This is a genomic window from Eubacteriaceae bacterium ES3 (genome assembly GCA_030586155.1).
Taxonomy (GTDB): Bacteria; Bacillota; Clostridia; order Eubacteriales; family Eubacteriaceae; genus Acetobacterium.
This window is the reverse complement of sequence record CP130741.1, coordinates 1,927,517-1,953,011: the sequence shown is the minus strand read 5'-3', so window position 1 is coordinate 1,953,011 and position 25,495 is coordinate 1,927,517. Positions and strand designations below refer to the sequence as shown.

Here is a 25,495-nt window from a genome sequence, read left to right as displayed (position 1 = left end):
GAGGGGCAGTTCTTTTTTAGATGGTAAAAATTTATTCAAAGCATTGGATGCTATGAACCATATTAAGTTCAGGTCTGTTGACCAAACTGTCGAAAACGCTGATAGCGCTTATCCACCAGTTCATCGACAGGTACTTTTTTATTTTTAAGAAATGTCTGATAGAGATTAACCTGAATTTCACTAAAAATATATTTAAAATCCCGATGAGCTTCAGTAATAATCTGATCGATCACTTTGAGTTCTTTTAAATCGGGAGCAGTTAGCTTAAGTTGAGTTGCTGCTTCTTTAGTACGACTGGCATCTTTCCAGAGGATACTGGCACAGCCCTCGGGTGAAATGACTGAATAAATGGCATTTTCCAGCATCCAGACCTCATCGGCAACTCCAAGTGCTAAAGCACCGCCGCTGCCGCCTTCACCGATAACAATGGAAATAATTGGAACCTTTAAGGTCATCATCTCCATCAAATTAGTGGCAATAGCGTGTCCCTGACCTCGTTCTTCAGCTCCAATCCCGCAATAAGCACCGGAAGTATCAATCAGGCAGACAATTGGACGGTTAAATTTTTCCGCCTGTTTCATCTGTCTTAGCGCCTTGCGATAGCCTTCAGGATGGCTGGAACCAAAGTTTCTGCGGACTCTTGATTTAGTGTTTTTGCCCCGTTCCTGAGCAATAACCGTGACTGGCATATCCATCAAAAAACCAAGACCGGTAATCATTGAAGGATCATCGGCAAATTGCCGATCACCATGGAGTTCGATGAAGTCAGTAAAAATATGTTCAATATAGTCTACACTGGTTGGACGGTTTTTCTTTCTCGCCAGTTGAACGCGTTTATAAGCTTCCATTAAGACACCTCCTGAATAGAGTGGAGGGACAGCAAAAGATTAAGCCGCGATTTCTGGTCAAAACGGGGAACAATCCCATCTAAAAAACCTTTTTCCTGTAAAAACTCTGCTCTTTGGAATCCTTTTGGTAATCGTTGACGAATTGTCTGTTCGATGACCCGAGGTCCGGCAAAGGCAATCAGGGCACCAGGTTCAGCCAGAATAATATCGCCTTCCATAGCGAAACTGGCTGTAACACCGCCTGTTGTGGGGTGGGTAAGAACGGCAATATAAAGAAGACCGGCGTCGTTATGACGTTTGACTCCGCCACTGGTCTTGGCCATCTGCATTAAAGCAAGCATCCCTTCCTGCATTCTGGCACCGCCTGAAATAGTGTAACCAATGACCGGCAGTTTTTCTTCAGTCGCGTATTCAAATAGTTTAGTTATCTTTTCGCCGACAACCTGGCCCATGCTGCCCATCATAAAATTACCTTCCATAATGAAAAGCGCTACTTTTTTATTTTCAATTAGAGCAGTCCCGGTAATGACACCTTCGTTCTCATGGCTGGTTACTTGTGCTTTTACTAGTTTATCAGAATATCCGGGAAAATCAAGGGTGTTTTCTGAATTAATTTGTGCAAATAGTTCTGAAAAAGAATCGGCATCGCAGATTAACTCAATTCTCTGACGGGCATTAAAGGGAAAATGGTAGCCGCATTTAGAGCAGATATAATTATTGACATCTAAATCTGTGGTAAAATTCAGGGTACCGCAGTCAGGACATTTTTGACACAATTGATGGGGGATGGTGGGATCATTTTTGGCGCCTGAACGGCTTGATGATTCCAATTCATTTTTAGGTTTTTTGAATAAGCTTCGATTAATCATTTAAGCTTTCCTCCCGACTCTTCATGGGGAAAAAATCATTTTCCATAAAGTGTGTTGTATATTTGCCCGATACGAAAGACGGATGACTTAGAATTTCCTGCTGCACTTCACTGGTATGGTCGATTCCCTCAATAACCAGCTCACATAGGGCTGCTTTCATTTTTCTGATGGTCAGTTCTCTGGTTTTAGAATGAACAATGAGTTTTCCGACCATAGAATCGTAATAAGGGGGAATCTGATAGCCATGATACAGGTTTGTATCAAATCGCACCCAGGGACCGCCAGGAATGTGAAGAAATTTGATTGTACCACAGTTGGGACGAAAGTCAAGGGCCGGGTTTTCAGCGTTGATCCGGCACTCGATGGCACAGCCCTGGATTTTAATATCACTTTGGGTAAAAGTCAGCGGCAGGCCGGCAGCAATTCGGATCTGCCATTTTACAATATCAATACCCGTTACCATTTCGGTAATTGGGTGTTCAACCTGTAGGCGGGTATTCATTTCCATAAAATAGAAGTCACCCTTCTGATCGAGCAAAAACTCAATGGTACCGGCATTTTCATAACCGATAAAGTGAGCCGCCTTGGTCGAAACCGCCATCATTGTCTGACGGGTTTCCTCTGATAAACTGGGGGAAGGACTTTCTTCCAGAAGCTTCTGATTTTTTCGCTGGACCGAACACTCCCGTTCGCCCAGGGCAACAACATTCTGATGCTTATCGCATAAGAGCTGGATTTCAATATGTTTGACATCGGTCAGAAATTTTTCCAGATAAACCCCGTCATCGTTAAAGGAAGCTTTAGCTTCCTGTCTGGCCATATTAAAAGCATGAATGAATTCATCACTGGATTCAACCAGCCTGATGCCTTTTCCACCACCGCCTGAACGGGCCTTAACCAGGAGGGGATAACCGATTTTGTCGGCCATTTTCTGAGCATGAAGGGGATCGTCAACGATATCGGTTCCGGGAACAACTGGAACACCGGCTTTTTTCATGGTTGCCCGAGCCTGGTCTTTATCCCCCATTTTTTCGATAAGTTCAGCAGAAGGACCTATAAAGGCAATCCCGCACTCGCGGCAGAGGCGGGCAAACTTGGGATTTTCCGATAAAAGTCCATAGCCGGGGTGAATGGCTTCGGCTCCCGATAAAACTGCAGCGGAAAGAATGGCGGAAATATTCAGATAGCTGTCTGCCACATTGGCTGGGCCAATACAAATACTTTCATCGGCCAGACTAACATGGAGACTGGTGGCGTCGGCTGTGGAAAAAACCGCAACGGTGGCGATTCCCATCTCCTTGCAGGCGCGTATAATTCGCAGGGCAATTTCTCCCCGATTGGCAATAAGAACTTTGGAAAACAAATAATCCCTCCTATTCTACTAAAGCGAAAGAGAATTCTCCAGAAACCGCAATTTTTCCATTAACTCGGCCAATTCCTTTGGCAAAATAAAAAGGTGGTTTGGAAGCCGTTATGGTACAGGTAATCTCTAAGGTATTTCCCGGCAGAACCTTTTCGCGAAACTTTACTTTATTCAAACCGGTAAAATAAGGTGTTTTTTTATTTTCAGTATCAGAAAATAAGACACAACAGGTTTGAGCCATCATTTCACAAAGAATCACGCCCGGAACAACCGGATTGCCCGGAAAATGACCCTGAAGGAAATATTCATCGCCTTTAACATGGTACTTTCCGGTCGCATTCTCGTCATCGATTTTTTCGGCTTCGTCAACTAAGAGCATGGGTTCGCGGTGGGGCAGCAAGTTTTTAAGTGCTTCTCGATCCATTTTTAAACCCTTTCGACGCGGAATAAGACTTGTCCGAATTCAACGACTTCTTCGTTGGCAACACAGATTTCCACGATTTTCCCACTAAATTCGGCAGTAATTTCGTTCATCAATTTCATAGCTTCAACAATACACAGGGTATCGCCTTCCTTAAAACTTTGACCGACAGAAACATAAGCCGGTTTGCCCGGTTGGCTGCTTTCATAAAAAACACCAACCATTGGCGAGGTGATATCAATTACATTGGCATCAGACTGTACAGTCTGGACTTTTTCCGAAGCTGCTTCCACCGGCTTGGGGCTGGCGGTTACGACAGATTCAGTCATGACTGCTTTGCTTGTTGAAGTTGCGGCTTCGGCTGTTAAAGCTTCGCGTTTTAATTCTATCTTAAGATGACCCTGGTCAAGAGATAAGCTGCTGAGCTGGTCTCTTTTCATGATTTGTGACAAGGCATCAATGGTTTCAATTGTTAATTCCATAATTACTCTCCTTTATAGGCTTTAAAGGCCAGACAACCGTTGTGGCCACCAAATCCTAAAGAGGTGGAAAGCGCGAAATCCAGCTGTTGAGCCCGTTTTTCATTGGGCACATAATCAAGGTCGCATTCGGGATCAGATTCTTGATAACCAATTGTTGGCGGAACGACACCATCTCTAACAGCCAGGACTGAGGCGATGGCTTCGACTGCTCCGGCAGCACCCAGCATATGTCCGGTCATAGATTTGGTCGAAGAAACCAGGACCTGGCTGATATGTTCACCAAAAGCATTTTTAATCGCCAGTGTTTCAGACTTGTCATTAAGCGGGGTAGAGGTTCCGTGGGCATTGACGTAAACATTGGAAGAATCCAGATCAATCCCTGAAGCAACAGCCTGATCGACCGTTTCCTTGATAGCTCTGGTCGCACCAATCGCTTCCGGATGAGGAGCCGTAATATGGTAAGCGTCACAGGTATTGGAATAACCGACGATTTCGCCGTATATTTTAGCCCCTCTGTTTAAGGCTGACTCCAGATCTTCAAGAATCATGGCGCCGGCACCTTCACCCATAACAAAACCGCTTCGTCTTTTATCAAAAGGAATTGAGGCCTGGAGCGGATCACTGGCGGTGGTTAAGGCCATACAATTAGTAAATCCGGCAATCGACAGACGGTTGATTGAACCTTCTGTTCCGCCAGCTATAATTGCATCGGCATAACCATGATGAATGGCTCGATAGGCTTCGCCAATGGCGTGGGTTGAAGTCGCACAGGCAGTAACGACAGGCAGACAGGGCCCCTGGGCATTATGTCTGATAGCAATCGAACCAGCTGCGATATTGGAAATCAGCATCGGTATAAAATGAGGGGATACACGGCCGGGGCCTTTTGTATTTATTTTTTCACATTCCGAAACAAAAGTGTGAATACCGCCAATCCCGGAACCCATATAGACACCAAATCTGGTCGGGTCGATTTTTCCAGCGATGTCGCTGTCGGCAACTGCCTGGGCAGCCGCGGCAATACCGTACTGGGTGAATAAATCATTCTTTCTGATTTCATTTTTCTTAATGTAATCAAGGGGATCGTACCCTTCAACCTGGGCTGCGACGGTTACTTTTAGATCAGAGGTGTCAAAGTTATCGATCACTTCGATTCCGCAAGTTCCTGCCTGCAGGTTATTCCAAAAAGTTTCAATATTGCTTCCTATGGGTGTTACGGCTCCAAGGCCGGTAATTACAACTCTTCGTTTCATATGTACTCCTATATATAGAGACCGCCATCAATTTTAATGACTTCTCCAGTAATGTATCCCGCCAGATCACTGCCAAGGTAAACACACATATTGGCAATGTCCTCAATTGAGCCGAAGCGGCTTAAGGGGATATTTTTTAAAATTTCTTCTAGCATTTCCGGTTTTAAAGCGTCGGTCATATCGGTCTTGATAAAACCAGGGGCGATTGCGTTGCAGGTCACACCCCGCATGGCCATTTCTTTCGCGGAGGATTTGGTCAGTCCAATCAGACCGGCTTTAGCCGCAGCATAATTACATTGACCAATATTTCCCATCATTCCGGAAATGGAAGATATATTGATGATTGAACCTTTTCGCTTTTTAAGCAGATGGGCACCAGCGTGCTTGGTCATGTTAAAAGCACCTTTTAGATTGGTGTTGATGACCGCATCAAAATCATCTTCTTTCATGATGAGTAATAGCTTGTCTCTGGTGATACCAGCATTGTTAACCAGGATTTCAAAAGTTCCGAAATCACTGACGACCTGGGCAACCAGTTTTTTTGTCGCGTCAAAGTCAGCAACGTCACACTGATAGATTTTAGCTTCAACGCCTAAAGCCGTTAACTCATCACAGGTTTCCTTGGCTTTGTCCTCGCTCCCGCGATAAACCAAAGCTATATTAGCGCCATTCTCGGCCATTTTAAGGGCAATGCCTTTTCCGATGCCACGAGCGGCACCGGTAATCAGGGCAGTTTTATTTTTAAGCATGGGGATTCCTTTCATTTTAAACGTCTGCGTTTTTTAACAGGTCATCAGCATGATCACATTTGATTTCCGGATCGATTTTCTTCATAAAGCCGGAAAGTGTTTTTCCCGGACCAACTTCGATAAAATGATCATAACCATCAGCGATCATCTGTCTGATGGTCTTTTCCCACATGACAGGATGACTGATTTGATTGAGCACTGTTTCTCTGATTAATTGCGGATCATCCGGATAGGGAAGGGCATTTGCATTGCCATAAAGAGAGAATTCGGCTTTTTTGAAATCAATCGTTTTAAGAGAGTCTTCAAATGGAGCCTTTGCAGAAGCCATAAAAGGCGAATGAAAACCACCGGAAACTTTTAAGGGCATTCCGCGACCGCCAGCTTCTTTAACCCTTTTTAAAAATTCTTTTTCATCATTTTTTAAAAGCGAGACAACCAGCTGTCCCGGGCAGTTATAGTTGACCGGATAAGCCATTTCAAAGCCGTCACAGATAGACAGGACGGTCTCGTTAGAGAGTTTTAAAACAGCGATCATCATGGCATCAAAATCTTTTGTAGCCAAAGACATGGCCCTGCTGCGTTCTTCAATTAATTTAAAGCCTTCAGATAAATCCAGGTGGCCGGCGGCTACCAGTCCGCTTATTTCACCTAATGAGAAACCGGCGAATCCCATTGGGGTTAAGCCGATTTCTTTTAAAGCATATAAAGTGGCAATTTCCACCGTAAAAATACAGGGTTGGGTATTAATGGTCTGATTCAGTACTTCAAGAGGCCCTTCAAAACACAGTTCTGACAGGCCTTCTTTTAAGCTGTCTGCTTTTTCAAAAATCGCCTGAGCGGACTTAAAGCGGGAAGCTGACTCTTTTCCCATACCGACATACTGTGCGCCCTGTCCGGGAAAAAGAAAAGCTATTTTACCCATTGCAAGCCTCCTTTAAGGCTTTCTTCGGTTTCTGCAATCAGGCTTTTAATAATGTCGGCGACAGGTTCTTTCTTGCTTAGCATTCCAGAAATCTGGCCAGCCATAAAACAGCCCTTGGCGTGATCACCTTCCTGAGCAGCCATTCTTAAAGCTCCCCGGCCATATTCTTCAATGACTTCTGCCGGAGTATTCGGATCGTTTTCTATTTTCACAAAATCTTTGGAAAAAGGTGTTTTTAATGATCGAACTGGATGTCCCAGACTTCTGCCTGAAAGAATCGTGTCGATATCTTTTGCCTTAATGATTTTGTCTTTATAATTTTCGTGAATATTGGTTTCTTCGGCGACTAAAAAGCGGGTACCCAGTTGGACACCAACGGCGCCGAGCATCAAGGCCGCGGCGATTCCTCGTCCGTCGCCAATACCGCCTGCGGCAATGACCGGAATTGAAACCGCATTGCAAACCTGGGGGACCAGGGGCATGGTGGAAAGTTCTCCGACATGACCCCCTGACTCACCACCTTCTGCGATAACGGCAGTTGCTCCGGCTCGTTCAGAAAATTTAGCCAGTCCGCTTGAAGGGACAACAGGAATTACTTTAATACCTGCCTGAATCCAGCTTTTCATAAATTTAGCAGGATTGCCGGCCCCAGTTGTGACAACCGGAACTTTTTCATCAATCAGAACTTGGGCAATCTTTTCAACATGGGGATTCATCAGCATGACATTGACGCCGAAAGGCTTTGTGGTTAATTCTTTGACTTTATGAATTTCAGCCCGCAGCCAGTTTTCATCTGCATTCATCGATGAGATGATGCCAAGTCCGCCAGCATTTGAAACCGCTGCTGCCAGTTCGGCATCTGAAATCCAGGCCATTCCTCCCTGAAGAATGGGGACTTCAATGTCTAAAAGCTCGCATAAAGGTGTGAGAATCATCAGTTCACCTAAGCAATGGCTGATTCGATTAAAGCAACCACTTGGCCAATAGTTTCCAGAGAACCATCCATTTCGATACTTGTATCGAAAGCTTCTTCAATTTCCATAACCAGTTCAACTGTATCTAAAGAATCCAGCTCCAGTTCTTCGAAGGTCGAAGTCATTTCAATTGCCAGTTCAGGTTCATCCTTATAATTTCTTAAAATCTCTACAACTTTTTCAAATACCATTTTGTTTTCCTCCAAGTTTTAATAATTTCAATTGAGTTGGTCATTAGACCATTTTAAAATACAGGCTCCTGTTGTCAGTCCACCGCCGAAAGCGGTTAAGCCTATTAAACTGCCGGCTTTTAAAAGACCGGAGCGGTTTAGTGAATCGAGTACCAGCGGGACGCTGGCAGCTGAAGTGTTGCCGACTGTTGAAACCTGCATGGCAAATTTCTCAAGGGGTAACTTCAGTCTTTTGGCAGCCCCCTCAATAATCCGGGCATTGGCCTGGTGGGGGACAATTAAATCAAGATCGGAAATACTGATTCCGGCCATTTCGGTAACGGCTTTTAAGTCATTACAGATCGCCGAGACAGCAAATCGATAAACTTCGGCACCATCCATTTCAAGATAGGGAAGGGGCAAACCCGCCTGATTAAAGGGATGATTTCCTTTCCTCCAGGGAATGGTTAAAGCATGGGTATTACCTGTTGAAGTCAGGCGAATTGATAAGAGATCATTTCCTGCTGAAAGAACAGCAGCTCCGGCACCATCGCCAAATAAAACGGCGGTGGAACGATCCTGCCAGTCAACCAGTTTTGACATGGCGTCCACAGCAACCACTAAAACATTAAGGTTGGGGTTACGGCTGTAGTAGGCATCTGCTATATCCAGACCATAAACGAATCCGGAGCAGGCAGCATTGACATCAAAACAGGGACAGGTGGCTTTTAGTGCTTCCTGAATCTGACAGGCCAAAGATGGTGTAATGTTATCACCGCCTAAAGTCGGGCAGATAATCAGGTCCAGATCAGCAATTTCTAACTTTGCATTCTCAAGAGCCTGTTTGCTGGCCGCCAGGGCCAAATCAAGAATAGTTTCTTCGACACAGACGTGTCTTGATTCAATACCGGTTCGCGAAAAAATCCACTCATGGGAGGTATCGAGAAACTCGGCAAGATCATTATTGGTTTGTACAGTTTTGGGCAGGGCAGAACCCGTACCGATAATTGAAAAGGACATAATTCCTCCGGGTTTCGAAAAAACTATTCATGGTCATGGATGTTTGAGAGTTTCCCTTTAAAAAAGGTATTCAGTTTTTCCATGCCGTGGATCAGTACTTCTTTTTCATGATCACTCATCTCTTTTGCAACCTCATCGACCATCCGACGGTGAAAATATTGATGGATGCGCTCAATTCGAAGACCTTTTTTTGTCAGGCGAACCAGGACAACCCGTCCGTCATTGGGACTTTTTTCTTTAATTACATAATCCTTTCGGACTAGTTTATTAATTGCAATAGTCATTGAGGGGAGTGTAACATTTTGTGCTTGAGCAAGATCACTGATGGTTTTTCCGTTATTGTTGTTTTTTCCCACAGTCTCAAGTAAATGCATTTCACCGATTGATAAATCGATGTTTTCAGAGTGTTTAATCAGATCTTCTTCATACTGGAGAATATGATTAAACGTATCAACCAGAATTTCATTGAGCTGGGAACTAAAAAGGTCCAAGCTTTCACCTCCATAAATAATTAGATAGTCTAACTAATTATATGCTTAAAAAAATATTTGTCAAGGAAATCGGCTGAAAGCCAGAAAAGTTTGGACATTTTTAAGTTTTCTTTTAATTTAATTGAGAAACCAGTTCATCCATCAGGGCTTCGACTGATATTATTTCATGAATCTGATCAGCGTTGGCGCCGGAAAAAACATATCCGTTTTCCAGGTCACCCTCCTGACCGGCAATTAAAGCCATACCTATACAGTAGGGAGTGGTTTTATAATCACAGGTTTTAAGACAGTTCATGGGGCAGTTTTTAGGATGTTTAAGCCCTTTTTTGACATCTTCGAGAAAATCATTTTTAATCGCCCGACCAGGAAGTCCGGCTGGACTGTCGATAATGATAATATCCTCTTTGCTGGCGTCTATCATGGTCTGTTTAAAGGCCGCGCTGGCGTCACATTCATTCGTTGCGACAAAACGGGAACCTAACTGGACAGCTGATGCACCGGCATCAATGACCGCTTTGACATCGCCTGCTGTGATAATGCCACCGCCGGCAATTAAAGGAATTGCTCTGCCGATTTTATCTTCGTAGGCCTTAATTTCCTCGAGAACGCCAGGGATTATTTTGGTCAGCGACAAATTTTTAAGACTTTCAGGCAGCAGTTCTTCTCTTTTAAAGCCCAGATGTCCACCGGCTAATGGGCCTTCCAGGACAATGGCATCGGGAATTGCTTCATAGTGACGCCACCAGTGTTTAAGAATCAGTTTGGCAACTCTTTTCGAAGAAATTATCGGAGCGATTTTAGTCATTGAGTCTCTGGTCAGATCCGGCAGTGTAAGCGGCAGACCTGCTCCGGCAAAAATAATGTCAACACCGGTCTGGACGGCGTTTTTAACAATTTCTTCATATTGCGAAAGGGCGACCATAATATTGATGCCGATTGGCCGATTTTCAGCTATTTCCTTGGCTCTGCTGAAATGTTTTTCCAAAGCCCGGCGATTGGCCAGTTTTGGATTTTTTTTATAATCTGGTTCAGCGTAACCCATTTCCACACCGGAAAGTACACCCAGACCTCCGAATTTGGAAACCGTTCCGGCAAGGCTTGAGAGTGAAACTCCGATGCCCATACCACCCTGAACGATGGGTTTTGGAAATTCCAGATTTCCGATTTTAAAGTTCAAAAAAAACCTCCTGTAACAATAATGCGACTGGAGGTAATCATAGCATATTTAACCAAAAGGTGTAAAGGGTATCGAAAAGTTTTAAGAATTGGGGGGACTGTCATTTAGTTCGGAGTGCGTAGTATTTACCGGTAGGCTTTTCTTTTTTCGCAAAAACTCCCACTTGGTTTCGGCGGTAATGATGCCCATAAAAATAACCAGACAGCCCAGCAGCATGACCAGAGTAAAGGATTCACTGAGAATAAGGATCGATAGCAGGGTGCCAAAAACTGACTCCAGACTCATAATAATGGCGGCATGGGTTGACGAAGTGTACTTTTGTGCGATTGTCTGACCGAGAAAGGTCAGGAAAGTACAGATTAAGCCCAGATAAAGGGCATTCAGCAAACCGTTTGTTTCAATATTCATGGTGACCTGTCCGGAAAAAATGACAAATATGACAGACAGGACTGCTGAAAAAGTCAGCTGAATAACAGTCAGTACAATGGGATCGTGTTTTTTCGAATAATGATCAATACTGACAATCTGACAGGCGTAAAGAAAGGCGCAGATCAGGGTTAAAATATCGCCCGGGCCTAAACCTGAGCTTGAGCCAGACTGGTTGCTTGTTAAAAGGGCGATACCGGCCAGCATGACAAAGGCCGCGACAAAATTGTAACGGTCAGGCCGTTGCTTTTTAAAAGCCCAGAAAATAAAGGGAACCATAATAACATAGGTTGCGGTTAAAAAGGACTGTTTACCAGCCAGCATAAACTGCAAGCCGATCATCTGCGTGGCAAAAGCAGAAAACAGAAAAAAGCCGACAATACATCCGGCCTTTAGCGTTTCGCGGTCGATTTTTTTAAGATGTTTATGAAAAATCAGCCCTGAAGCGGCGGCTGCAATTAAGAAACGAATGGCCATCAGCATCATTGGACTCATGTATGAGAGGGCTGCTTTAGAAGAGACAAAACCGCTGCCCCAGATAAAGGCGACCACAAATAAGGTCAGGTCTGCCAGCAGTTTTTGCTTATTATTTTTTTCCATATTTTACTCCTTTGTAAATGGATGATTAGCGCATAAGATGTTATATTATAACGAATAATTAAGAATAAATCAAAACATTTGGTCAAATAAAAAAAGTAGGTTATAATATACTACAGATTATAGTTATCAATTTTGAAGAGGAAGACAATATGAAACTGGTTTTAGTAAGACATGTGGAGACTTTCGGTAACGTAGAGCGCCGTTTAAACGGCCATACGGAATCTGAGTATACAGATAAAGGCGAAAAAATGAAAGAAATTCTGGTTAAGTATCTGGTTGAGCTTGATCAGAAGTTTAATTTTGACAGTATTTTTTCCAGTCCGATATCACGGGCCTATAAAATTGCCGAGTCTGTGGGCAGTGAGCTGTCAAAAGACGTGACCGTTGATGAACGCTTAAAAGAATTTAATTTTGGAATATTTGAAGGCAAAACCAGAGATGAAAGCATTAGAGATCATCAAAGCGAATGGGATGCCTGGATGGACAATTATCTGGATTATCAGGTGCCAAAGGGCCAGAGTCAGCGGGAGTATCAGAACTTGTGCCGGGCCTTTTTAGATGAACTGGAAGCCGAAAAAACCCATCTGATTGTGGCCCATGGCGGAACCATTCACAGCCTGGTTACCAATCTGATGGAGTTGCCGATTGAGAGTAAATGGCATTTTGACATCAAGCTTGGATCGATTACGACCCTCAATGTTTTTGACGGATTTGCTCAATTAACCCATATGGGAACACCACCCTATGATGAACTGATAGTCGAGGTGAAAGATGTTAGTGACGATATTTGACAATCGCAGTGATACAGAGGTCAGTGAAAGCCTTTTGGAAGAGATTGAAGGCTATATGACCAGAACCCTTTTACATGAGGAAATTGGGGTGGAGTGTGAAATCTCCTACTCCTTTGTTGGGGCAGAGGAAATTAAAAGCTTAAACGCTGAGTATCGGGGAAAAGATCAGGTGACCGATGTCCTGTCATTTCCCATGTATGAAGATTTTCTGATCAATAAAGAAGAAATTTTAAAATCAGCGGCTGCTCATCCCATCCTGTTAGGCGATGTGATTATTAATACCGACCAGGCTAAAAGCCAGGGGGAAGAATTCGGACATGGTTTCCTGAGAGAAATCTGCTATTTGTCGGTTCACAGTGTCCTCCACCTGCTGGGCTATGACCATCTTGATGATGAGGACAAGCTGGAAATGCGAAAAGTAGAAAAAGAAATTATGGGAGACTGAAAGAAAGCTGGTATTCAGGAATGAGACGGAAGCTGAAAAAAAGTTTTTTATTTGCGACGCGAGGAATTTTCTATACTTTAAAAACGCAGCAGAATATGCGCATTCATTTTATTGTCGGAGCACTTGCGGTAACAGCAGGATTTGTGTTTAAGATTTCCGCACCGGAATGGCTGGCATTAATTATCGTCATCTGTTTTGTACTGATTTTAGAGATTTTAAATACAGCAATCGAAACCCTGGTAGACTTATATACTGAGGAATATCATCATCTGGCCAAAGTTGCCAAGGATACTGCCGCCGGAGCAGTCCTGGTGGCCGCTGTGATGTCCGTTTGTGTGGGGCTGATTATTTTTGCGCCTAAAATCTTTAATTGTTTTCAGCTCTAAGAGGAATATATTTTTATCAGAGAAAGGGAGTGAATTATGTCAGAATTTAAATCAGGTTTTATCAGTGTGGTAGGGCGTCCGAATGTGGGGAAATCGACTTTACTCAATCAGGTTATGGGAGAGAAGCTCTTAATCACATCGGATAAACCGCAAACGACCAGAAATGCCATCCGTTGCATCTATACGGATGATGAAGCCCAGATGGTTTTTATTGATACCCCAGGCATGCACCGACCCAAAAATAAACTTGGGGATTATATGCAAAAGGCTGCAGAAAACACCATCTCGGATGTGGATCTGGTCTTGTATCTGGTGGAGCCGGAAACAAAAATTGGACCGGGCGATCAGTTTATTCTGGACAAGTTAAAGGAACTGGGTACGCCAGTTATTCTGGTAATGAATAAAATTGACTGCTTGCCCAAAGAAGAATTATTGGGATCCATCAAGCTCTATGAAGACTATGATTTTTTAGAAGCGATCATTCCGATTTCTGCAAAGAACGGGGATGGGGTTGATGTGCTGGTATCAGAAATAAAGAAGGAGCTGCAGCCGGGACCGCAGTTTTTCCCGGATGATATGATCATTGATCAGTCCGAGCGTTTTATTGTCGCTGAGCTGATCAGAGAAAAGGCTTTAAATCTTTTAAAAGATGAGGTGCCCCATGGGGTGGCTGTAGAAGTCACTTCGATGAAACCCCGAAAAAACAAGGATCTGATCGATATTGAAGCGACAATCTTTTGTGAACGCAAAACCCATAAAGGGATTATCATCGGTAAAGGCGGCTCGATGTTGACTAAAATCGGGTCACAGGCCCGACGTAACATTGAGTTCTTCTTAAAAACCCAGGTTAATCTGCAGTTGTGGGTTAAGGTTAGAGCCGATTGGCGGGAAAAAAATTTCGATTTAAAGGATCTGGGATATTTTGAATAGGTTAAAAGATGGGTTTAATTGAAACAAAAGGCATTATCATTAAAGAAATGCCTTACCGCGACCAGGATAAAATACTGACGATTTTCACCGAAAAAGAAGGAAAAGTGCAGTGTATTGCCCGTGGTGTGCGTAGACAAAAAAGCCCGCTGCTGGCCAGCACTCAGGTGTTTGCCTACAGCGAACTGATTTATTATCCGGGCAAGACTTTTGGCAATATCCAGCAGGCCCATCTGATTGAATCCTTTTATGCTCTGCGTAATGATTTGAATAAGATGACATTGGGTTCCTATTTACTGGATTTGGTCAATCATTCCTTTGAGATCTTCCAGGAAAGCCCGGAAATTTTAAAGCTGCTTTTGCATTGCCTCTATTATCTGTCGGAGAATATGGCCAAAAATGATCTGGTCATCATTGCTGCTTTTCAGATGAAGCTGGTCTCTTTTCTTGGCTATCGGCCGGGATTAAATGCCTGTATGAACTGTCAGAATACCGAGGATTTACTCTTTTTCGATATCGAAGGCTCCGGACTGGTTTGCCGGTCCTGCCGTTATGAGGGCCACTATACCTATCGGGTTGATGCTCAGTTAGCTGACTTTTTTAAGGATTTGCTGGCATACCCTATTAAAAAGCTGAAGAATATGGACGTTCCCAATGAAATGGCTGAAAAGGCCATGGATATTCTGGAACATTATTTAAGTCACTGTGTTGGCAAAGCTTCAAAAGCTTATACATTCTATAAAGAAATGAAAAATCTAACAACATAAAGGAGATTATTATGGGAAAATATCAAATGGCACATACGATGATTCGGGTCCTGGATCTTGACAAATCGCTGGCATTTTACAAGGATGTTCTGGGTTTTGAGGAAATTAGACGACGCGATGAACCAGACTACAAATTCACCCTTGTTTTTCTCGGCGATGGGACAGGCACACACCAGCTTGAACTGACTTACAACTATGATCAAGAAAAACCTTATGAAATGGGTGAAGCCTATGGTCACCTGGCGGTTGTCGTTGATGACCTGGAAGCTTCGCGAGAAGAACATGAAAAATTGGGCCTGAAACCAACCCCGCTAAAAGGTTTAAGCGGAGACGGTAAACCCCGTTATTACTTTATTACAGATCCCGATGGATATAAGGTCGAGATTATCAGAAACTAAAACATTGCAAAAAGAAGGTCAGGAAATAATTTTTCCTGACCTTCTCTTTTTAGTATTTATCTGTTTCAAAATCGTCTAAAGAAATGAATGGTTCTTCTTCTTTAGAATGTTCGACTTGTGTTGGTTTTGGAGAGTTTGCAAAGCTCCTGGAGCTAGAACTGAAGCTGCCGGAAGCCTTTTTTAGTTTGAAGGCATTAACCTTGTTCTGCAGCAGTTCTGCCTGGCCAGACAGCTCTTCGCTGGCAGCAGCACTTTCTTCTGCAGTAGCCGAGTTGGTTTGAACAACTTTTGAAACCTGTTCAATACCCTGATTGATCTCGTTAATTTTTGTTGCCTGCATATTGGAGGCTGTGGCAATTTCATTGACCAGACCGGACATTGTTTCGATCTTTTGAAGAATTTCTTCCAGGCTTTCAGCCGTGTTGTTGGCAATGGTTGTTCCGGCCTGAACCTTACTGATGGAACCTTCAATGAGTTCTGTGGTCTCTCTGGCAGCTTCTGCACTTCTGGCAGCCAGGGTTCGTACTTCTTCGGCAACAACGGCAAAGCCCTTACCATGTTGTCCAGCCCGGGCAGCTTCAACAGCGGCGTTAAGGGCCAGAATATTGGTCTGGAAGGCAATATCGTCAATGACTCTGATGATTTTTGAAATATTTTGTGAGGAATCATTGATATCGGACATGGCATTTACCATTTCATTCATTTGGCTGTTACCGGCTTCAGCGCTGTTTTTAACATCGATGGAAAGATCGTTGGCACGGTTGGCATTGGTCGCATTTTTACCGGTATCGCCGGCAATTTCATCCATTGAGGCGTTTAGCTGTTCAATGGCAGCTGCCTGTTCGGTAGCCCCCTGAGAGAGCGCCTGGCCGCCGTCTGAAATCTGATTGGCACCGGCTTCAACCTGGCCGGAAGCATCGCCAATGTCGGAAAGGGTTGTGCTTAATTCGGCAGCAATGCCGTTGATCGAATCTTTAATTGCCTGGAAATCGCCCAAGTATTCATCAGTGATTTCAATATCAAGATTACCCTGGCCAATCTCAGTAAGGGTAAAGGAAATTTCATCAACATAACGCTTCAGGAAGGCGATGGTATTGTTCATGTCATTTTTAATCTGGACATAAGCACCATTATAATCGCCTGTCATTCCGGTACTAAGATTTCCCTGTGACAGTTCTGCAAGGGTTGCAGAAGCTTCACTGATTGGAGCGGCGACGGCGTCCATGATGCCGTTAAGACCTTCAACAATTTTCGCAAAGTCGCCCTGATGAGCACTTGTGTCGGATCGGGTTTCAAGCTGTCCTTCAATTCCGGCATCGGCCATCATGGTTGAATCATTGATGAGACGGGTAATGGATTCTTTTACCTCAGACAGGCTGTCTCTGATTTCGGTAAATTCTGCGCTGACATCATTGGTGTACTCATTTGTTTCACCGAGTTCAAGATCGAAATTAAGATTACCTTGAGACAGCCCATGGAGATTGGCAGCAAGTCGGGTGACTTCGGTTTTGGTGTAATTGCTGACAGAAATCATTGGTGTCAGGTCGGTGACTGTCTCAACGAACCCAACGTTATTGCCGTCTTTATCTTTCAGATAGGCTGTATCCTGTTTGTTGTAGCGGCCATCCCATTCAAAGTAGCTGTCGGCCAGTCCCTGATCAACCAGTCGTCGGATACCACAGCCTTCGGTCTGGCAGATATCGGCATTGGCATTGTAACAATCCATACCATAGCCGGATTTTCGATCTTTGATGACATTGTTTCGAATCATGGTGTCTTCAAAAGCGGCATTCATAAAGGTCCATTTCATGTCATTATCAGTAACGTGAATGGGGAATGGTACAGAGTCTAGAATAGCTTCATACCAGACCATCTGATCCACAACAATATCCAGGGTCTCGTTGAATCCCTGAACAATTTCTTTAAAGCCGCCGGAAAAGCTTTGATCATTGCCGCGGCTCTCCCATTTGCCTTCTTTGGCAGCAGCAACTAAGCCGGTCGACTCGGTGATCAGTGAACGAATGGTTTCTACGGTGGTTTTAAGCGCCGGTGTAATCTCATCCTGTTGGTCGACTACTTCCAGGTTATCAGATACATCACCCTGGGCAATTTTTTGCATCAGACCGACAATCTTATTTTGCAGATTATCGGCCAGTTCATTAAGTGAAGCGCTTAACTGTCCGACTTCATCCTTTGATTTGACATTGACCCGATGGCTCAGATGGCCAAGATTAATTTCCCTGATTGTCTGATTGGCTTGAATGATTGGATTAGCCAATTGTTTGGCAATCAGGTAACAGACTAGAATACTAACCAGCAGGATGGCAATGGAAATAAGAATATTATTTCTGATAAGCCCCGGTACTTCAGCCAGGATTTCGTCTTTCTGGACTTCAACCATAACAATACCATCCATGCCTTCAATTGGGGCAAAGCCGACGTATACGTCGGTACCGGCGTTATCATAGAGCCAGATACCCGTTTGGGAGTCAATCGCAAAAGCGAAAGCTTCAGCAGCTGAAGCATATGCAGAATCACTTTCTGCTTCAGTGATGGGGTTGGTGGCGTTTTCCACATAAGTACGATCCGGGTATGAAATAATGGTCCCTGTTGAATCGATAATATAGGTATAACCAGATTCACCAAATAACATGTCATCAGTCATGTCATTTAAAAACCAGGCATTAGCGACGGCAACCAGCACACCGGTGATTTGATTGTTTTCATAAATAGGAACCGAATAAGCCATAATCAGGGCTCCATTATCATCCGGGTTAACACTGATGACCGGATTCATAATGCCCCGGTTTCCATTGACCGATTCATGGAGATACTCACGGGCGGATATATCAACAATTGAGCCCTTTAATCCGTAAGAGTCAGATAAATAGAGATTTCCTGCTAAATCAGAAACGCCAATTCGAATAAAACGATCTGAGTTTGCTACTTCATCAAGAAGGACTGTCATTTTTTCGTCGATGCTGACCGCTGATGAAGAAATAGAGTTTCTGGCTGCAATCCCTTCAAGATAGATGTAATTTTGTTCATTACGGCTGCTGATAATTTCAGCTGAATCCTGGGCTTTTACCGCTAAGGTGTTTTCGGCCTCGCTGGTGACAATGTTCGAAATATTGTTTGTTGACACCAGCATAAAAATTAGGCAGACAATGAATACGATTACAGAAAAATATAGGATAAGCTTAGCTTTTATACTTTTCATTTGTGACCTCCTGAGCTATAAAATATTTTTACAAAAACAAAATTGTGAATGTGAATATTATATACCCAACAATTTGGAATATATCGAGAAATATATAAGAAATATAAACTTTTTTCAAATTTTAAAAAGATCGACAAACTGTGCTTTCATTATTTATTTAGCCGACCTTGAGATTCAGAGATAGCCGTGATATACAGACGAAAAATAATGGCTCAACTTAAATTTTGGGCTTCAGAAAAATTATACTTGATGCAGCATGTATCCTAGCAAATTCTTGGTATTTAGATTAAAAATCATTGTTTTTATATAGAGGTTTTAAAGTTGGAATTTTAATAACAGAAGATAAGTGTAAATTTTCACATTATTTCGGACTGAATTAGTCACAATAAATCGGATGAAAAAGGAAGAAATAATGCGAAAATAATGGCTTATTAAGAATATAAATCTCGTTTTTAATCACATAATCACGTTCCATTTTTCCAGAAAAAAAGGGAGATAACGCTGTCAGGCGTTAAATCCCGGCTTCTGCCGAAGCGGCAAAAACAATCTCTTCATCGATGAGATCAGTTTGCTTTTGAAAGGCGAGAATCAGACATTGGGTAACGAGATTGCCGACTAATCGAGGATAACCGCCAGTCGAAGACGAAATAGCTGCATAAGCATTCTCGTTGATCAGATTTCGTGAAACACCGGCATGTTTAAAGCGGTGTTTGATATAGTCTCTGACCTCATCCGGTGTCAGTGGTGAAAAATGAAAACGGGTCACCAGCCGCTGATCCAGCGAACGGTTCTGGTTTAAAGCCAGGCGGTTGGCCAGCGTTGGTAAACCGGTGAGTATCAGAATAAAAGGATTGCGTTTGTCCATGTCAAAGTTAAAAATGATGCTCAGATCGTGAAGAAACTGAGCTGAAGCCGACTGCATCTCATCGAGGATAAAGACAGGCGTGATGCGGCGCTTATCATAAAGATCGATAATCGCGTTCTGAATCTGAAAGAACAGCTCCACTTTGCGGAATTTCGGCTGTTCCCCGAGCGAAAAGGCCAGACCCCGGTAAAAGTCCATAGTTGTTCCGGAAGACATCGGGAAATACATGACCTTATATAAGGACGGATTCAAATTGTCGGCAAAGACCCGCAGGGTCGATGTTTTACCAACCCCGGGGTCACCGGTAATCAGACCAAAACCTTTGGTGGTTTTGAGATAATCCAGTCGGGCCAGAACTTCCCTGTAAGCTTCGGACTGAAAGAGCATCGATGAATCAATGCTTTTGTCAAAGGGTGCCTGCCGGAACCCGAAAAATGATTTATACATGAGGAACACCGCCTAACGTGCTGTAGCTGATAACATTGTTATTGCGTTTGGCAATGGCATTGTCCGCCATGATGACTTTTTTGCAGGTAAGAATCCGGACACTGTTTTCATAAAGATAGATCTCATCAGGGCATTCATTGGGATAGCGGATATCCACGCTCTTGCCGATAAACATTGGCGAAGCTTCGAAAAGGGCGTTGTGCAGCGAAATGGTGGCATCCGACTTGACCTTTCTGGTTGCCCGGATCAGAAAGGCTTCATCAATGATCCGGGGATCAGAGAAATGTTTGATTCGGTCGCTCCCCCGCATATAAAAGACCATCGGTGCTTCATTGAGACTTGAATGAAGCTTATGATGATAATCCCGGGCCAGCCAGGCCTCAAAGCGCTGGTTGAGGACATCCAGATCCATCAGGTCGGAATCCGTCAAAAGCGGATAAAAACGACTGCGGACGGTTTTGAAAAAGCGCTCGATTTTGCCTTTGCTTTTGGGATCGTAAGGTCTGGTATTGACCAGTGCAATGCCCAGAGTGGCACAGGAAGTATTCAGTTGGTGAGAACGGAAAATCTTGCCATTATCAGCATAAAGCATGGTGGGCTTGCCACAGGTAAGTAAAGCAGATTTAAGGACATGAAGGAGATCTTCATTCTTTTCAGCCAGCATGAACTGAGCCCCGGTAATTCGCCGGGAAGCATCATCGATAAAAGCGATCAGATAGGTTTTGCGCTTTTTACCGTTAAGAGTCAGATATGGGCCGTGGGAAACATCGGTCTGCCACAGGGTGTTGATATCAACATGGGCAAAACGGCGGCGGTCAGCCGTATCCGTCTGGGATGGCTTTAACAGCTGATGTTTTTTCAGCAGCCGATACACTGTGGAATAGGAACAGTCAGAGCTGGTGAAGTGCCCTTCATGAATGAGCCACTCATGGAACAACTTCACCGATAAATGGATGTTTTCCGTTCGTAACGTAAGGAGCAGTTTAGTCGATTCCGCTGATAAAGCCCGGGAAGAACCCTTGTCTGTCCGAACCTTGGGCTTGAGCGCATCAAAACCATGACGCCGGTACAGACGGAGCCATTCCAGCAGGGTTTTGCGGTTGTAGGTGCGCGTGCCATAATGCGGAACATCATGGGTTTTGGCACTGATCTCATCCAGATAAGCGGCGTGGGACGAGACGGTATCCGTAAGCAATGGCGCAATCAGGCCATAGCGAAATAAAGCAATCAGTTCTTTGTCTTTTTCAGTCATTGTAAAAAAACCTCCGTTTTTAAAGAATTGAGGTTTTAAGGATCCATAAAACTCAGTAAATAGAGCATAACGGATCAATGGATAAAAGGCAAAGCAAAAGCTCTGTGGGCTAAATAGTTCTTCAAAAAAATGCGGAAGGATGGTACAATTAATGTGCCATAAATCCTTTCTTAAAATGATCGTGATATCTTTTGCCGAAGATGGGGGGCTTGCCCACCGAGTAGACCATTTCAAGAAGCTTTATGGCTTTTTTATGCCAAAAATCAGGAAAGTCGATTAAAGGATCATGGCAGATGCGAAAAAATTCAATCAGCCGGTTCAGACAAAGTAAAAAACGCCGGGTGATAAAGCGACGATGCTGATGCGCTAAAGTATTGGCATAATGAGCCCCGTTAAAGAAGGCCCAAAGCAGTTCCAGCAGAAATGGAAGCGCCAGCTGAAATCCTGGATGACAGAAAGAAGGCAGGACACTGACTGTCTTACCGCAATGAATACAGTAATGACGTTGGACCGGAATGGAGAAGACATCCTCATACCAGATCACATGCCGGTGATAGATACCATGAAGATGAAGTCGATGGCGGGTGTAACAATGTGGACAGCTGTCAATACGAACTCTTTCAGTGGTGTAGAATTCGGTGATATAATCCAGCGGGTGGTCAGAAAAGTGTTCCAGATGAACCATGGTTTGTGCTTCCTTAAAGTGACTAATGATTAATCATTATACCATAATTGAAAAGCCAGGTTTGCCGGAATAATTTGATTAGTTCAGGGCTCTTTTGACATTTATAATTTGCTAATTAACAGATAAGCAAAAAAAATATCTCTTGCAGACAAATAAAATACCCTATATGATAGGGATGATAAATCTGTGTTTGCAAAATCAGGGAATCCGGTGTTTATTCCGGAACGGCCGCGCCACTGTGATAGACGCAAGTCTTTAGTCAGATACCTCTTTTGCAAGCCCGTGTCACGAATGATGACAGAAGCGGTGCATCAACACATGTGTTGTGCCTGACCTGTCCCTTACAGGAGGAGACAATGGCAAATAACAGAGGGCGAATTGCCCTGATTGGTCGGATTGGCAGTGGAAAAACGACATTGGTTCAATGTTTATCGAATGAATTTTTAAAGTATCAAAAGACGCAGCAGGTTACTTACTCACCACATTTTCTGGACACACCGGGAGAGTTTGTGGAACTGCCCTGTTTTCGGCCCCAGGCGATTAATGTTACCTGTGATGCCGGACTGATTATTCTGGTGAATTCGGCTACTGATTGTCAAAATTCAGTACCCCCTCAATTTATCAGAACCTATAATCGTCCTGTATTGGGTGTGATCACTAAGATTGATGATAAAAACTCTAACCTAAAAAGATCCTATCGATATCTTGAGTACGCTGGCGTTAAAAAGTCGGAAATTATTCCGGTTAGCGCTTTTTCCGGTGATGGTATTGAGTTGTTAAAAAAACAGATCGACAATATTGTTGAATTTGGTTAGAAATATATAGGCATTAAATTTGTATATATTGAGTAATCAATTAAAAATAGAAGATGACAAAGTTATGGAAATATGTTAAAATAGTAAAATAATTGAATAAATATATAAATAGGTGTCGATTGCATTGAATACTATTGCGAATCGGTTAAAAGGGAAGACGGGTGAAAGTCCCGCGCGGTCCCGCCACTGTATAAGAAGAGTTGCTCCAGGAATGCCACTGTGAATTGGGAAGGCAGGAGTGATGCCAACGCTTGAGCCAGGAGACCTGCCTGTTTACGAACCGGATACTCTACGAGTGATAGAGAGGTTATATTTTTTATGCATTTTTGCAGATAATCTAACTCTGTTATTCGTTGAATAATGGAGTTTTTTATATTTGGGAGGGGAAATGGCAAAAGTACTAGTCATAGCAGGAACAGCAGATGCCATGCAGGTCATCAATCGGATTATGGAAGAAAAACATCAGGTTTGTGTATCCATTACCAACCGGATGAGCCTGACAAGTCTTGATCAGCAAGAAAAACTGGAAGTTTTTCAGGGGAAAGTCAACAAACAGAATTTTACGGATTTATTAGCTAAAGTCAAACCGGATTGTATTATTGATGCATCCAATCCTTATTCAGGAGAAATTACTAAAAATGTACTATCAGTTTCAGAAGAGCGAAAAGTTCCCTATATTCGTTTTCTGCGAGAACAACCTGACTTTGATGATCCGGATATTATTAAAGTGGAATCGCATCGCCAGGCCTGCCAGGTTTTAAATGAGACCAGCGGAAATATTTTGTTGACGGTGGGGAGTAATCGCCTGGAAACATATACATGCATCGACAACTACAAAGAGCGTGTCTGTGTACGGGTGCTGCCGGATTCAAATGTAATTTTGAAATGTGAAAAGATTGGTTTTAATAGAAAAAACATTGTCGCCATGAGAGGCCCCTTTAACGAGTCACTGAATAAGGAGATCTATAAGTTTTTAAATGCAAAATTTCTGGTGACCAAAGAAAGCGGCAATATCGAAAGTGTCATGGAAAAAATTAAAGCAGCCAAAAGCATGGGGATGAAAATTGTTTTGATTGAAAGGCGGGACGTGATTGCTAAGAATCAGACCTCATCAATTAGCGAAGTGATGGACTTTATTCAATAGGTTGTGCCAGTATTTGCTATTATAAAATGAAAGCTAAATAGATTGGAAGAAAGACAATAGTTGTTATTAAGAGACAATTTAATATTAAAGTTATCAAGGTTTGAATTAAGACAAGTTGCTTGAATTCATTAAAAGGGAAGTTGGGTGAAAATCCCGCGCGGTCCCGCCGCTGTAATGGAAGAGTTTACTTCAAGAATGCCACTGTTAGTTGGGAAGGCAGAAGTAAGTGATGAGACCTGAGCCAGAAGACCTGCCTCGATAAATATAAAACTCTACGAGGATGGAGGAAGAATACGTGGAAAACATGGTTTTTTTGTTGTGCGACACTTCTTGATCACTTGATTGAGGGGTGTCGCTTAATTTTTTGTTCTGTAAGTTTAAAGCGAACTGAGCTGAGATTGGAAGCGCGTTTTTGCTTGCAAGATCAGTTCAAGTTGATTGGCAGAAATTATTTTAATGATTATTTGAGGAGAGTTATATGAAAAGCAAAAAGAATTTATCGGTATTGGGTGTATTGATTTTAAGTTTTTTCCTGATGTTTTTAATATCAGGCTGTTCAAGTGATTCGCAGGCTTCCGAAACAAGCAGTAACAATAAAGTATTAGAAACAGAATATACCACAGAATTTTCTGTCGAGTATCTGGATAATGATATTACAAAACTGGTAGACGCGGATGATCGTACGCTTCTGTTAGTTCCGGAAGGTGTAGAAATACCAGAAGGATATGAGGATGCAATCATCATTGATGCACCGATTGAAAATGTGATGCTGGCCTCAACCACACAAGGTTGTATGATGCGAGGAATTGACGCCTTTGAGGCGATTTCTGCTGTTACTGCAGAGCAGGATACATGGACGATTGAAGAAATTGCTGATGGCATTGGTGATGGAACGATCACTTTTGTTGGCGACAATGACGCGCCGGATTATGAACTCATAAAAACGCTGAATCCGGATCTGGTATTTGTTTATTCCGGTGATTATGGACTTCAGGATATGATGACTAAGCTGGACGAACTGGGGATTAATTACGTTGTCTGTAATGAGTATCTGGAAGAAGACCCACGAGGTCGAATGGAATGGCTGAAATTCTATGGTGCACTTTTTGACAAGGAAGACCAGGCTCTGGAGACATTTGATGCGGCAATGACCAACATTGATACCGTGGTTGAAGAGGCCAGCGCGGAAGAAGCAACGACTGTTGCCTGGGCAATGGTCTACAGTGGAAAAGTCTATGTGGCTGAACCGGATTCATATGTAGCAAAAATGATTGAATTGGCTGGCGGCGACTATATTTACAAAGATGCAGATGTGGGAAGCGGAACCGTTACACTTGAAGAGTTTTATGCTTCAGCAAAAGATGCTGATGTTTTAATCTATTCATCAGGGATTACCTACTCACCGAGTCTTGAATATGTCGTTGGTCAGGCACCGGTCTTAGAGGGCTTAAGTGCGGTTGAGAATCAGAAAGTTTGGTGTTTGGGAGCAGATTACTGGCAATCACTGGATAAAACCGATGAAATCATAGAAGATCTTTACAGTATTTTCCATGGTGATGGCAGTGTAACCCATTTTGTACAATACTAA

At 43.2% G+C, this 25,495-nt stretch carries 27 protein-coding genes and 3 riboswitches; of the genes, 9 read left to right on the top strand and 18 right to left on the bottom strand.

Annotated features, from left to right (window positions below; all coding sequences use genetic code 11):
* Positions 1-68 precede the first annotated feature (68 nt).
* The 14 genes from Q5O24_08865 to Q5O24_08800 form a co-directional block, all read right to left on the bottom strand.
* Positions 69-848, bottom strand: a complete 780-nt coding sequence (locus Q5O24_08865) for an acetyl-CoA carboxylase carboxyltransferase subunit alpha (GenBank protein WKY46496.1) — start codon at positions 846-848, stop codon at positions 69-71.
* The gene (accD, locus tag Q5O24_08860) at positions 848-1,717 is read right to left on the bottom strand and encodes an acetyl-CoA carboxylase, carboxyltransferase subunit beta (protein WKY46495.1); all 870 of its coding nucleotides are present in this window, start codon (positions 1,715-1,717) and stop codon (positions 848-850) included. The genes Q5O24_08865 and accD overlap by 1 nt, the downstream gene beginning before the upstream one ends.
* Positions 1,710-3,080, bottom strand: a complete 1,371-nt coding sequence (gene accC / locus Q5O24_08855) for an acetyl-CoA carboxylase biotin carboxylase subunit (GenBank protein WKY46494.1) — start codon at positions 3,078-3,080, stop codon at positions 1,710-1,712. Before accC ends, accD begins: the two co-directional genes overlap by 8 nt.
* A gap of 10 nt (positions 3,081-3,090) precedes the next feature.
* Positions 3,091-3,504, bottom strand: a complete 414-nt coding sequence (gene fabZ, locus Q5O24_08850; GenBank protein WKY46493.1) for a 3-hydroxyacyl-ACP dehydratase FabZ — start codon at positions 3,502-3,504, stop codon at positions 3,091-3,093.
* Between the two features lie 2 nt (positions 3,505-3,506).
* Positions 3,507-3,983 (bottom strand): acetyl-CoA carboxylase biotin carboxyl carrier protein, encoded by a 477-nt coding sequence (accB, locus tag Q5O24_08845; GenBank protein ID WKY46492.1) that lies wholly within the window; start codon positions 3,981-3,983, stop codon positions 3,507-3,509.
* A gap of 2 nt (positions 3,984-3,985) precedes the next feature.
* Positions 3,986-5,236 (bottom strand): beta-ketoacyl-ACP synthase II, encoded by a 1,251-nt coding sequence (fabF, locus tag Q5O24_08840; protein ID WKY46491.1) that lies wholly within the window; start codon positions 5,234-5,236, stop codon positions 3,986-3,988.
* 8 nt (positions 5,237-5,244) lie between these two features.
* Entirely contained in the window at positions 5,245-5,985 is a 741-nt protein-coding gene (fabG, locus tag Q5O24_08835) for a 3-oxoacyl-[acyl-carrier-protein] reductase (GenBank protein WKY46490.1), read from the bottom strand.
* Positions 5,986-6,001: 16 nt separating this feature from the next.
* Positions 6,002-6,907, bottom strand: a complete 906-nt coding sequence (locus Q5O24_08830) for an ACP S-malonyltransferase (protein WKY46489.1) — start codon at positions 6,905-6,907, stop codon at positions 6,002-6,004.
* The gene (locus tag Q5O24_08825; protein WKY46488.1) at positions 6,895-7,842 is read right to left on the bottom strand and encodes a nitronate monooxygenase; all 948 of its coding nucleotides are present in this window, start codon (positions 7,840-7,842) and stop codon (positions 6,895-6,897) included. The genes Q5O24_08830 and Q5O24_08825 overlap by 13 nt, the downstream gene beginning before the upstream one ends.
* A gap of 8 nt (positions 7,843-7,850) precedes the next feature.
* The gene (locus Q5O24_08820; protein ID WKY46487.1) at positions 7,851-8,072 is read right to left on the bottom strand and encodes a phosphopantetheine-binding protein; all 222 of its coding nucleotides are present in this window, start codon (positions 8,070-8,072) and stop codon (positions 7,851-7,853) included.
* A 27-nt stretch (positions 8,073-8,099) separates the two neighbouring features.
* Positions 8,100-9,071 (bottom strand): beta-ketoacyl-ACP synthase III, encoded by a 972-nt coding sequence (locus Q5O24_08815; GenBank protein WKY46486.1) that lies wholly within the window; start codon positions 9,069-9,071, stop codon positions 8,100-8,102.
* A 23-nt stretch (positions 9,072-9,094) separates the two neighbouring features.
* Positions 9,095-9,562 (bottom strand): MarR family transcriptional regulator, encoded by a 468-nt coding sequence (locus tag Q5O24_08810; GenBank protein WKY46485.1) that lies wholly within the window; start codon positions 9,560-9,562, stop codon positions 9,095-9,097.
* Between the two features lie 112 nt (positions 9,563-9,674).
* The gene (locus Q5O24_08805; GenBank protein ID WKY46484.1) at positions 9,675-10,739 is read right to left on the bottom strand and encodes a nitronate monooxygenase family protein; all 1,065 of its coding nucleotides are present in this window, start codon (positions 10,737-10,739) and stop codon (positions 9,675-9,677) included.
* A gap of 81 nt (positions 10,740-10,820) precedes the next feature.
* Positions 10,821-11,765 (bottom strand): DMT family transporter, encoded by a 945-nt coding sequence (locus Q5O24_08800; protein ID WKY46483.1) that lies wholly within the window; start codon positions 11,763-11,765, stop codon positions 10,821-10,823.
* 149 nt (positions 11,766-11,914) lie between these two features.
* On the opposite strand from Q5O24_08800, the gene Q5O24_08795 reads away from it, so the two are divergent.
* From Q5O24_08795 to Q5O24_08770, 6 genes are read left to right on the top strand one after another with little or no spacing between them, the layout of a single operon-like run.
* Positions 11,915-12,556, top strand: coding sequence for a histidine phosphatase family protein (locus Q5O24_08795; GenBank protein ID WKY46482.1), 642 nt, complete (start codon positions 11,915-11,917; stop codon positions 12,554-12,556).
* Positions 12,537-13,001, top strand: coding sequence for an rRNA maturation RNase YbeY (gene ybeY, locus Q5O24_08790; GenBank protein ID WKY46481.1), 465 nt, complete (start codon positions 12,537-12,539; stop codon positions 12,999-13,001). Before Q5O24_08795 ends, ybeY begins: the two co-directional genes overlap by 20 nt.
* A 20-nt stretch (positions 13,002-13,021) precedes the next feature.
* Complete coding sequence (locus Q5O24_08785; protein ID WKY46480.1) at positions 13,022-13,387, top strand: diacylglycerol kinase family protein; 366 nt, start codon at positions 13,022-13,024, stop codon at positions 13,385-13,387.
* Positions 13,388-13,423: 36 nt separating this feature from the next.
* Positions 13,424-14,317 carry a GTPase Era gene (era, locus tag Q5O24_08780; protein WKY46479.1) on the top strand — a complete coding sequence of 298 codons (894 nt, stop codon included), beginning with the start codon at positions 13,424-13,426 and terminating at the stop codon, positions 14,315-14,317.
* An 8-nt stretch (positions 14,318-14,325) separates the two neighbouring features.
* The gene (recO, locus tag Q5O24_08775) at positions 14,326-15,081 is read left to right on the top strand and encodes a DNA repair protein RecO (protein WKY46478.1); all 756 of its coding nucleotides are present in this window, start codon (positions 14,326-14,328) and stop codon (positions 15,079-15,081) included.
* Positions 15,082-15,092: 11 nt separating this feature from the next.
* Complete coding sequence (locus Q5O24_08770) at positions 15,093-15,479, top strand: VOC family protein (GenBank protein WKY46477.1); 387 nt, start codon at positions 15,093-15,095, stop codon at positions 15,477-15,479.
* 49 nt (positions 15,480-15,528) lie between these two features.
* On the opposite strand, the gene Q5O24_08765 is transcribed toward Q5O24_08770, so the two are convergent.
* The 4 genes from Q5O24_08765 to Q5O24_08750 form a co-directional block, all read right to left on the bottom strand.
* Positions 15,529-18,699: a methyl-accepting chemotaxis protein gene (locus Q5O24_08765; protein WKY46476.1), complete on the bottom strand. Its 3,171-nt coding sequence runs from the start codon at positions 18,697-18,699 to the stop codon at positions 15,529-15,531.
* A gap of 511 nt (positions 18,700-19,210) precedes the next feature.
* Positions 19,211-20,011, bottom strand: coding sequence for an AAA family ATPase (locus Q5O24_08760; GenBank protein ID WKY46475.1), 801 nt, complete (start codon positions 20,009-20,011; stop codon positions 19,211-19,213).
* Entirely contained in the window at positions 20,004-21,263 is a 1,260-nt protein-coding gene (locus Q5O24_08755) for a DDE-type integrase/transposase/recombinase (protein WKY46474.1), read from the bottom strand. The genes Q5O24_08760 and Q5O24_08755 overlap by 8 nt, the downstream gene beginning before the upstream one ends.
* Before the next feature lie 148 nt (positions 21,264-21,411).
* Positions 21,412-21,948, bottom strand: a complete 537-nt coding sequence (locus tag Q5O24_08750; protein ID WKY46473.1) for a transposase — start codon at positions 21,946-21,948, stop codon at positions 21,412-21,414.
* Between the two features lie 152 nt (positions 21,949-22,100).
* A riboswitch (cobalamin riboswitch) is annotated at positions 22,101-22,238 on the top strand.
* A 66-nt stretch (positions 22,239-22,304) separates the two neighbouring features.
* Between Q5O24_08750 and Q5O24_08745 the strand changes: the two genes are divergently transcribed.
* The 3 genes from Q5O24_08745 (at position 22,305) to Q5O24_08735 (ending at position 25,495) form a co-directional block, all read left to right on the top strand.
* The gene (locus Q5O24_08745; GenBank protein WKY46472.1) at positions 22,305-22,763 is read left to right on the top strand and encodes a EutP/PduV family microcompartment system protein; all 459 of its coding nucleotides are present in this window, start codon (positions 22,305-22,307) and stop codon (positions 22,761-22,763) included.
* A gap of 93 nt (positions 22,764-22,856) precedes the next feature.
* Positions 22,857-23,051: riboswitch (cobalamin riboswitch) on the top strand.
* A gap of 100 nt (positions 23,052-23,151) precedes the next feature.
* Positions 23,152-23,907 (top strand): precorrin-6A reductase, encoded by a 756-nt coding sequence (gene cobK, locus Q5O24_08740; GenBank protein WKY46471.1) that lies wholly within the window; start codon positions 23,152-23,154, stop codon positions 23,905-23,907.
* 79 nt (positions 23,908-23,986) lie between these two features.
* Positions 23,987-24,180, top strand: a riboswitch (cobalamin riboswitch).
* 205 nt (positions 24,181-24,385) lie between these two features.
* Positions 24,386-25,495 carry an ABC transporter substrate-binding protein gene (locus Q5O24_08735; GenBank protein ID WKY46470.1) on the top strand — a complete coding sequence of 370 codons (1,110 nt, stop codon included), beginning with the start codon at positions 24,386-24,388 and terminating at the stop codon, positions 25,493-25,495.

Coding starts and splice junctions, on each gene's coding strand:
- Q5O24_08865 (WKY46496.1), bottom strand. CDS start 848: ATGGAAGCTTATAAACGCGTTCAACTGGCGAGAAAGAAAAACCGTCCA.
- accD (WKY46495.1), bottom strand. CDS start 1,717: ATGATTAATCGAAGCTTATTCAAAAAACCTAAAAATGAATTGGAATCA.
- fabZ (WKY46493.1), bottom strand. CDS start 3,504: ATGGATCGAGAAGCACTTAAAAACTTGCTGCCCCACCGCGAACCCATG.
- accB (WKY46492.1), bottom strand. CDS start 3,983: ATGGAATTAACAATTGAAACCATTGATGCCTTGTCACAAATCATGAAA.
- fabF (WKY46491.1), bottom strand. CDS start 5,236: ATGAAACGAAGAGTTGTAATTACCGGCCTTGGAGCCGTAACACCCATA.
- fabG (WKY46490.1), bottom strand. CDS start 5,985: ATGCTTAAAAATAAAACTGCCCTGATTACCGGTGCCGCTCGTGGCATC.
- Q5O24_08830 (WKY46489.1), bottom strand. CDS start 6,907: ATGGGTAAAATAGCTTTTCTTTTTCCCGGACAGGGCGCACAGTATGTC.
- Q5O24_08825 (WKY46488.1), bottom strand. CDS start 7,842: ATGATTCTCACACCTTTATGCGAGCTTTTAGACATTGAAGTCCCCATT.
- Q5O24_08820 (WKY46487.1), bottom strand. CDS start 8,072: ATGGTATTTGAAAAAGTTGTAGAGATTTTAAGAAATTATAAGGATGAA.
- Q5O24_08815 (WKY46486.1), bottom strand. CDS start 9,071: ATGTCCTTTTCAATTATCGGTACGGGTTCTGCCCTGCCCAAAACTGTA.
- Q5O24_08800 (WKY46483.1), bottom strand. CDS start 11,765: ATGGAAAAAAATAATAAGCAAAAACTGCTGGCAGACCTGACCTTATTT.
- Q5O24_08795 (WKY46482.1), top strand. CDS start 11,915: ATGAAACTGGTTTTAGTAAGACATGTGGAGACTTTCGGTAACGTAGAG.
- ybeY (WKY46481.1), top strand. CDS start 12,537: ATGTTAGTGACGATATTTGACAATCGCAGTGATACAGAGGTCAGTGAA.
- Q5O24_08785 (WKY46480.1), top strand. CDS start 13,022: ATGAGACGGAAGCTGAAAAAAAGTTTTTTATTTGCGACGCGAGGAATT.
- era (WKY46479.1), top strand. CDS start 13,424: ATGTCAGAATTTAAATCAGGTTTTATCAGTGTGGTAGGGCGTCCGAAT.
- recO (WKY46478.1), top strand. CDS start 14,326: ATGGGTTTAATTGAAACAAAAGGCATTATCATTAAAGAAATGCCTTAC.
- Q5O24_08770 (WKY46477.1), top strand. CDS start 15,093: ATGGGAAAATATCAAATGGCACATACGATGATTCGGGTCCTGGATCTT.
- Q5O24_08765 (WKY46476.1), bottom strand. CDS start 18,699: ATGAAAAGTATAAAAGCTAAGCTTATCCTATATTTTTCTGTAATCGTA.
- Q5O24_08760 (WKY46475.1), bottom strand. CDS start 20,011: ATGTATAAATCATTTTTCGGGTTCCGGCAGGCACCCTTTGACAAAAGC.
- Q5O24_08755 (WKY46474.1), bottom strand. CDS start 21,263: ATGACTGAAAAAGACAAAGAACTGATTGCTTTATTTCGCTATGGCCTG.
- Q5O24_08750 (WKY46473.1), bottom strand. CDS start 21,948: ATGGTTCATCTGGAACACTTTTCTGACCACCCGCTGGATTATATCACC.
- Q5O24_08745 (WKY46472.1), top strand. CDS start 22,305: ATGGCAAATAACAGAGGGCGAATTGCCCTGATTGGTCGGATTGGCAGT.
- cobK (WKY46471.1), top strand. CDS start 23,152: ATGGCAAAAGTACTAGTCATAGCAGGAACAGCAGATGCCATGCAGGTC.
- Q5O24_08735 (WKY46470.1), top strand. CDS start 24,386: ATGAAAAGCAAAAAGAATTTATCGGTATTGGGTGTATTGATTTTAAGT.